The sequence below is a fragment of the Rhizobium sp. M1 genome, from assembly GCF_002531805.1.
Lineage (GTDB): Bacteria > Pseudomonadota > Alphaproteobacteria > Rhizobiales > Rhizobiaceae > Rhizobium > Rhizobium etli_C.
The window spans coordinates 190,473-198,305 of record NZ_NWSW01000012.1; the positions used below are offsets into that span (position 1 = coordinate 190,473).

The 7,833-nt window shown below is 57.7% G+C and carries 7 protein-coding genes; 4 read left to right on the plus strand and 3 right to left on the minus strand.

From position 1 onward, the window contains the following. Positions 1-39 precede the first annotated feature (39 nt). Complete coding sequence (locus tag CO655_RS13835; RefSeq protein ID WP_097665092.1) at positions 40-738, minus strand: GntR family transcriptional regulator; 699 nt, start codon at positions 736-738, stop codon at positions 40-42. 239 nt (positions 739-977) lie between these two features. Between CO655_RS13835 and CO655_RS13840 the strand changes: the two genes are divergently transcribed. From CO655_RS13840 to CO655_RS13855, 4 genes are all read left to right on the plus strand, one after another. Then, positions 978-2,087, plus strand: coding sequence for an ABC transporter ATP-binding protein (locus CO655_RS13840; RefSeq protein WP_097665093.1), 1,110 nt, complete (start codon positions 978-980; stop codon positions 2,085-2,087). Between the two features lies 1 nt (position 2,088). Beyond that, positions 2,089-2,997, plus strand: coding sequence for an ABC transporter permease (locus CO655_RS13845; RefSeq protein WP_097665094.1), 909 nt, complete (start codon positions 2,089-2,091; stop codon positions 2,995-2,997). Positions 2,998-3,067: 70 nt separating this feature from the next. Next, positions 3,068-3,838: an ABC transporter permease gene (locus CO655_RS13850; protein WP_097665095.1), complete on the plus strand. Its 771-nt coding sequence runs from the start codon at positions 3,068-3,070 to the stop codon at positions 3,836-3,838. Between the two features lie 34 nt (positions 3,839-3,872). Continuing rightward, on the plus strand, positions 3,873-4,931 hold the full coding sequence (locus tag CO655_RS13855; protein ID WP_176539244.1) for an extracellular solute-binding protein: 1,059 nt from the start codon (positions 3,873-3,875) through the stop codon (positions 4,929-4,931). Between the two features lie 47 nt (positions 4,932-4,978). Here CO655_RS13855 and CO655_RS13860 read toward each other — a convergent pair whose 3' ends face one another. Both CO655_RS13860 and CO655_RS13865 read right to left on the minus strand, forming a co-directional pair. Next, positions 4,979-6,220 carry an aminotransferase class I/II-fold pyridoxal phosphate-dependent enzyme gene (locus tag CO655_RS13860; protein WP_097665097.1) on the minus strand — a complete coding sequence of 414 codons (1,242 nt, stop codon included), beginning with the start codon at positions 6,218-6,220 and terminating at the stop codon, positions 4,979-4,981. 120 nt (positions 6,221-6,340) lie between these two features. Continuing rightward, on the minus strand, positions 6,341-7,024 hold the full coding sequence (locus tag CO655_RS13865) for a response regulator transcription factor (protein WP_097665098.1): 684 nt from the start codon (positions 7,022-7,024) through the stop codon (positions 6,341-6,343). Between the last annotated feature and the right edge of the window lie 809 nt (positions 7,025-7,833).

Below are 7,833 nucleotides of genomic sequence, written 5' to 3' on the forward strand. Positions count from 1 at the left end.
ACCAGAAGAAGTTGCAACAAAAAAGATCAACTGGCCGGGCTATTGCCGGTTGAGACGCTTCTCTGCAGATTTCTTCAGGCGCCGGTAGCCGTCACGGATATCGTTTTCCATGGCGGCGCGGACAGTAGCTGGATCCTTATCGACAAGCCCCTCTATCGCGGCCATATGATTGCGCACTCCATGTTTGGTTTCAGCGAAGTCAGGATAGAGATTATGAAACGAAGCTCCGACCCTCAGCCACAGCGCCTCGATCGTTGAAAGGAGGTGCGGCATCTCACAGAGCCGATAGATGGTAAAATGAAACTCCTTGTTGTCGTGAAGGGCGTCGGCATAGCGCTTTTTGTCAAGTGACGAGTTTATTTTCTCTTGTATTAACAATAGCTTGTCGATTGTTTCGCTCGTCGCCATAAGCGCTCCTTTCTCGGTCGCCAGCCCCTCGAGCGCAAGCCGCATCTGCGTGACTTCGTAAAGCGCGGCGAGATCCAGGTGCGGGACGATCACGGTTTTAGGGCCTACCATGGTGAGCGCGCCCTCGAAGACCAACCGATTGATCGCCTCTCGCGCCGGTGTAGAGCCAACGTTCAGCAATTCGGCCATCGAGCGGATCGGCAGCTTGTGACCAGGCCTGTAAGTTCCGCGCGATAGAAGCTCCTTGATGGAGGCGTAGGCGAAGTCGCTGATGCGCCCGACTTTGGGCTCAGCCGGCTGCAATTCCTTAGCGGTTGTATTTTTACTCAATTCTTATCCCCCGAGCGTTGACTTCTTCACATTTTTGTTGCAACAAAAACAAATGAGACCGAAACGATCCTCTAATGTGACAGCATAACGGGATCGTGAATAGTAGCAACGCCTTGCCGCGCAAGGTCATATCCACACGACATGCCGCCTCCCGGCATGATGTCCACAGCAACCCGGCACCGATCGAGCGCGCCGGGAGGTTCCAACACGTTCAACACACGCGAAAGGGAGATGTCATTTTGATTGGCGCGCCTGTTTTCATCGATCGCATAGGCAAGGCCTATGGCAGCCAGACTGCCGTCGGCGCAGTGACCTTGGATATTCCGGCCGGCGAATTCCTGTCGATCCTCGGTCCGTCCGGATCGGGAAAGACGACGCTTCTGACAATGATCGCCGGCTTCGAAAGCCCTTCTGCCGGACGCATCATCATTGGCGGTCGCGATGTCACGACCGTGTCGCCTGACCGCCGCAACATCGGGATGGTCTTCCAGCGCTATGCCTTGTTCCCGCATCTGACCGTTGCCGAAAACATCGCCTTTCCGTTGAAGATGCGCGGCATCCGCAAGAACCTTAGAGCCGAACGCGTCGGCCGGGCGCTCGACCTCGTCCAACTCCCCAACTACGCCAGACGCTATCCCCACGAACTCTCCGGCGGCCAGCAGCAGCGGGTGGCAGTCGCTCGAGCAATTGTCTTCGAACCGCCTGTTCTCCTGATGGATGAACCGCTTGGGGCGCTGGACAAGAAGCTGCGCGAATCCATGCAGCTCGAGATTAAGCAGCTGCAGCAGCGTCTCGGCGCGACAGTCATCTATGTCACCCATGATCAGGAAGAGGCGTTGACGATGTCCGACCGGATCGCGGTTATGGCAAAGGGGCAACTCGCACAACTCGGCACCCCGGCGGAGATTTACTGCAATCCCCAGAGTGCCTTTGTTGCGGATTTCATCGGCAAGATGAACTTCCTGACTGGAGAATTCCTGGGCGAGGCCGCCGGCAGCCAGACGATCCGATTGGGTGACGACGTGGTCATTGATACGCCGGACGCTGTCCCGGGTCTCAATGGTTCGGCCAGGATCGGCGATCGCATTCGTCTTGCGCTCCGGCCTGAGCGCCTCGGCCTTGCGGCGCGCGGCGCAGGCGGAAAGAACGCCCTTCCCGGCCGCATCGAAACTTCGGTCTTTGCAGGCTCCTTCGACCTCCATCTCGTTCGCGCTGATTTCGGGAGCGGAGAGATCATTCAGGTCCAGACCCCGGCCGATGGGATGAGAGCTCCCTTTGCAACGGGCACACTCGTGGATGTCGTTGCCGAGCGTGATGGCCTGCGGCTCTTTGCCGATACGGAGGCGTGAGATGACCATGACCGCCGAAAATCCTGCCCATTCACCGGCTCCTTCAGCAAGCTGGTTTTTTGCCCGCTCGGCCCGGCGTTATTCACACGCGTTGACGCTCCTGCTTATCGCCCCGTTGATGCTCCTGCTCACCGGAGGCTTCGCCTATCCGATCGGCCGGCTTGTCTCGTTGAGCTTCATGGCGCCGGGATTCACGCTCGAATATTACGAGCGTATCGTTGCCGAGCCGCTTTACATCGACGTACTGCTTCGCACATTGCAGACTGGTGCAATCGTCACGGTGGCAAGCCTACTGCTCGGCTATCCGGTCGCCTTTCTCATGGCGCGCGCCAAGGGAAAGACCGCAATGATCGTCGCGGCGGCGGTGTTCGTGCCGCTGTGGACCTCGGTGCTGGTGCGATCTTACGCCTGGATCGTGCTGCTACAGCGAAACGGCATCGTCAATGGCGTGTTGATGGAAAGCGGCCTCGTTACAGGCCCTTTGAAGCTCCTCTATACCGAAGGCGCCGTCATCCTTGCGATGACGCATGTCCTGATGCCCTTCATGATCCTGCCGATCTGCAATGCTCTTCGCACAATTCCATCAGAATATAGCCAGGCCGCCCGCAATCTCGGCGCCGGCCCAGTGGCCGCCTTCATGCGCGTGACCTTGCCGCTCAGCCTGCCTGGAATTTTTGCCGGATGTGTCATGTGCTTCATTCTGGCAATCGGTTTTTACATCACGCCGGCACTCGTCGGCGGACCGGGGGCATTGATGATGGCGACGCTGATCGGTCAGCAAACTACCGTCTTGCTTGACTGGCCGTTTGCGGCAGCGCTTGCGACTGTCCTTCTGACCACGACGCTCGTCTTTGTCCTTGCGTTCCGCAAGGCGCTTTCCCTCAGCAAAGGAATGAACAGTGTCAACTGATCCCGCAGCCGCCACGGCACTCACCGCCTCTCGCTTCAACAGCAATTATCGACCTTTAGGCAAGGCAGTCTTGTGGCTTCTCGGGGGATCTCTGATGGGCACGATTCTGTTCTTCCTCGTGTTGCCGACGCTGCTCGTCATCCCAATTTCGTTGAACGATAGCAGCTACATCCAGTTCCCACCGAAGGGCCTGACGCTTCGCTGGTATAGCGAATTTCTTTCCGATCCGGACTGGCGCGCAGCGACGTTCTTCAGTTTGAAGATTGCGCTATCGACAACGATCGCTTCGACAGCCATTGGCACCATGGCCGCTATCGGGCTGGTTCGCGGCAATCTGCCGGGAAAGACTTTCCTGCAGGCATTGTCGCTCGGGCCAATGATTGTTCCTCATGTGGTCTTTGGCGTTGCCCTTTATCTGATTTTTTCACCACTCGGCCTGACCGGCAATTTCGCTGGATTCCTGATCGCGCACACCGTGCTTTCGGTCCCCTACGTCATCATCACCGTATCGGCTGCACTCGAGCGCTTCGACCCGTCGCTTGAACTTGCCGCACTGAATTGCGGGGCAAGCCGCAGCCGCGCCTTCTTCAGCATCGTGCTTCCAAACATCTCGCCAGCGCTGGCGGCCGCTTCGGTTTTCGCGTTTCTGGCGTCTTTCGATGAGGCAACAGTCGCATTCTTCATTTCCGATACCGGCGGCAAAACGATCAGCCGCAAGATGTTCGAGGACATCGACTTCAATCTCACCCCGGTCATCGCCGCGGTCTCGACGCTGCTCGTCGCGGTATCGCTGATACTCATGGGGTCTATCCATCTCCTTACCGGCCGCGGGGAGGATTGACGTGGCCACATTCATCCCGACAGAGGAACACGCGATGAAAAAGCAAACCAACATCAAGCCTTTGCTGCTCGCGGCTTGCCTCGCACTTGCTGGTGTGGGATCGGCGCATGCCGAGGAGCAGGTGGTCATTGCGACCACTGGTGGCGCCTACGATGCAACGCTTCGAAAATTCTGGTTCGAGCCGTTCACAGAAGAGACCGGCATCAACGTTGTTTCGGTCGCAGCAACAAATGCCGAGATGCGGGCAAAAGCTTCGGCCATGGTCAAGACTGGCAATGTGACCTGGGACCTTTATCCCGATGGCGAGATCCAGGCGAGCACTGAAACACATCGTCTGACGTCTGAAGACCTCACCGAATTTTGCAAGCCTTTTCGGGACCGGCCAGACCTCGTCGAGGATGCCTGCGTCAGTGCCGGCGCCAGACTTTTTTCGACCGCAACGCTTATGGTCTACGACCCAGCTGGGTTCAAACAAGGAAATCCTTCGAGCTGGGCCGACATGTGGGATCAGACAAAATTTCCCGGTGGTCGGTCGTTTCCAAATTTCGACGATCCGTGGCGGGTGATGGCGGCCGCGCTTCTGGCCGATGGCGTTCCTCGCGACAAGCTTTTTCCACTTGACGTCGACCGTGCGCTCAAAAAGCTCGAAGAGATCCGTCCCGCGATATCGCTTTGGTGGAAGACCGGTGACCAGAGCGTCCAAGGCTTTCGCAACGGCGACTACAGCATCGGGCAGATCTGGTTGACACGCGCAAATACCCTGAAGGCTGAAGGCCGCCAGATTGCCTGGTCCAAACAGGCTTCTTTCCTCGTCGGCGATCGCTTGACCATCATCAAGGACGCGCCGAACCGCACGAACGCCTTGAAGCTGGTCGGCTACTGGCTTGATCATCCTGAGGCTCAGGCAAAAGTCTGTGAGGAACTCCTTTGCACGCCGCCCAGTCGCAAGGCGATCGGACTGATGTCGCCGGCAGCACGTGCGGCGCTACCGAGCGACGATGACATCAGGGATTACATCGTCATTCCGGACGCCAAGTGGATCAATGAAAATGCCGCGATGATGCTCGAGCGCTGGAATGCCTGGATCCGATGACGACCGTTCCCCGGCGGGATGCCGCCCGGGAATGCGAAGACCGATCGTTAGCCCGTCAGAGCGCGATTGATGGCAGCGGCGACCGCGCGCACTTCCGCGGCCGTGTGGCTGGCGGTCGGGCATATGCGTAGCCCTGCCCTCCCTTTGGCGACCGTGGGGAAGAAAATGGCCGATGTGTAGTAACCTGAATCGAGCACCAGTCTGGCGGCACCAATTGCCGCAAGCTCGTCGCCGACGACGACAGTCCGAATGGGCAGTCTGGACCCCGCCTGTGCGGTCGGGAGCAGTTCGTCGAAGAATGAAATGTATTCAGCGAGCGCCTTTTGCCGCACGCCGAGTTCCGGCGTGCGGTGGATCGCCTGGGAGGCAAGAGCTGCACCAATCGCTGCAACATTAATCGACGCCGAAAAGGCATGCGCAAGAGCAAAGCGGCGAAAGATCTCCTCCTGGAAAGCCGTTGCGAGCATAAGCATGCCGCCTGAAGCGCCAAAACCCTTGCCGAGCGAGGCTGCGATAATCGTGCGTTCGCCAAGACCCTCGGGCATTTGCGAACGGGCAAAGCCCTCGCCCCTTTCGCCGAAGATCGATATGCCGTGGGCATCGTCGATATAGAGGAAAATGCCGTATCGCTCCTGAAGTTCGCGCAACTCCTTGATCGGTGCGCAGCCGCCCATGGAATAGACACCGTCGCAAATATAAGCGACCGTCTCGTTCTGACGGCAGATGTCTTCAAGCGCCTGAAGATCGTTATGTCCTATCGTGCGGACCTCGCATTCTTCGGCAACGACAGGCTTGTTGAAGGCAAGCGTTGCATGGGCGAGGCGGTCGAACACCATCACGGGTTTCTTGCCGCCGGTCAGGACTCCGGACGCGATCAGCGGAAGTGCGCTCAGGTTGGCCGCAAGCACCGTCGTGTAGGTAATCACCCTCGCCCCGAAGAGATCAGAGAGAGCATCCTCGAGGTCTCCCAAGACCGCAAAATTGAGCCGTGTGCGAGCGCAGGACCAATGGAGCGTTCCGTAGCGCCGAACGGTCTCGATTGCGCCCTCGATGATCAAGGGATGATTGTCGAGCCCGAGATAAGAGCAACGAACAAAGTCGACAACGCGCTCCGAGCGATGCTCTGAAACTGGCAGCGCCACCGCTCGACCGTCGGATGGCTGGACATAGAGTGCCATCAAACCGTCAAGATGGGCTGCGGCAAAGTGAGGACCTGCATGTCTGATCAAACTGGCGGTGTTTCTATGCGGTATCGTGGGCGACCCGGCGCCCGAAGCGGCCTCTTGCATGTTGTGCTCCCAAACAATGGACGGACTACACGCTAACCGCGAGCCTTTCGTTTATGCAACGAATGGCGTGGGAAGTTTTAGGGAAGTTTCGGTGAAGGTGTGAACGTCTTGTCGTTCATTTCAAGCGTTGTCGATCGCATATCCGATCTTTGGCACCGTACGGATCACATCGCGGCCAAGAGCTCGCTTCAAAGCCCGCCGGAGGCGGCCGATATGAACATCCACCGTCCGCGGCTCAACGAACGCTCCCTGAGGCCAAGCGACGGCTATCAGTTCAGTCCGGCTGAGAACGCGCCCAGCGTCCCCCATGAGGGCACTTAACAATCGAAACTCGATCGGGCTGAGATTGACTGGCGTGCCTCGCACTAGGACACGCCTGCCGCCGGTGTCCAGCGTCATGTCGTCGAATATTGGGACGAGGCGGCCAGTCGTTACGTCGGAAGAATTGCCAATTATGCCGTGAAGGTAGGACAGGAGCCGCTCCGGCGGCAGCGGCCTGGTAAAGCTCTCATCGACGTTGGCTTTCAGGATGTCGAGATAGGCGGCCTTTTCGGCAACGAGCGCTATGAGCGTGACGTCGCTTGTAAGTCCCCTTTCCTTCAGGCCGGACGCGATATCAGTCAGAATTCGCGAACCTGGCTGGCAGTCGACGATGATGGCTGCAGCCTCACGCTCCTCGGCGGTCGTCACCGCCTCACTCGGAATGTCGACGAGCATCGTCCTGTATCCGGCTCCCTTCAAGATGTATGAGAGCATCAAATAATAGTCAGCGTCTTGGGATACGATCGCCAGAAGTTCGCTCATTGGCTCACCTCGCAAGCGATGAGCCTTTCCTTATCCGCCTTTGATACGACAAATTTTTTGCAAAACTGCCTCATATTGATTGGGACCCCGCGGTTTGGCTATAAATACCTGCGACAGAATCGCAAAAACGCCCTCATTACGGGTATTTTTATAGCTTGCCTTTCAGTTTTGTTACAACATAATGTTGAAGGCGCGAAGAACCTCGCGCCAAAGCGCATATTTGCCAGGGACGACACGTGATCGTGGCCCACCCGGTGGGATCGACGTCCGGCATGATTTGACGGCCTGTTTCCGGACGGTAACGGGGCTTTTTAATGCGCGAAATGTTCGAAAGGTTCTCAGCAAGCTGCGCCGCAGCCACACCGGATTTTTGGAGTGATGCAAATGTTGGTGAGATAAGTACCACAGTCCGTTCGCTTTACGGACGACATGCGAAAACAGCGGCGGCTTGGTGTGCCATAGGTGCGCGCTCCGACGGTCGTTCAGGCGACTTCGCCTTTTGGGTGGGGGTCTTCAAATGTCTGGATGTCAAAGAAACTCAGGAGGTCTCGAGATCGTTGGGAAGCGAATGCAGCTGAGTGCCAACCGTGTCGCATGAAAGGTTGTCTGTTGATCGCTGACAGCTCCAAAACAAAACTTGGAGCTGTCCAGCCCGCGCTGCGAGACGGGAATTGCTGACACACGCTTAAAGCGCAGCGGGACTGGCTTCTGTGCGTTCGATGACTATAACGGTTCTGAGAGATCGACTCCACGACCGCGGTTGGCCGTCCGTTGGCGCCGCTCCGTTATGATCTGCTCGCTGCTCTGCA

Bases quoted from the DNA above. Each gene is read 5' to 3' on its own strand.
- CO655_RS13845 (WP_097665094.1), top strand. From the start codon at position 2,089: ATGACCATGACCGCCGAAAATCCTGCCCATTCACCGGCTCCTTCAGCA.
- CO655_RS13855 (WP_176539244.1), top strand. From the start codon at position 3,873: ATGAAAAAGCAAACCAACATCAAGCCTTTGCTGCTCGCGGCTTGCCTC.
- CO655_RS13860 (WP_097665097.1), bottom strand. From the start codon at position 6,220: ATGCAAGAGGCCGCTTCGGGCGCCGGGTCGCCCACGATACCGCATAGA.
- CO655_RS13865 (WP_097665098.1), bottom strand. From the start codon at position 7,024: ATGAGCGAACTTCTGGCGATCGTATCCCAAGACGCTGACTATTATTTG.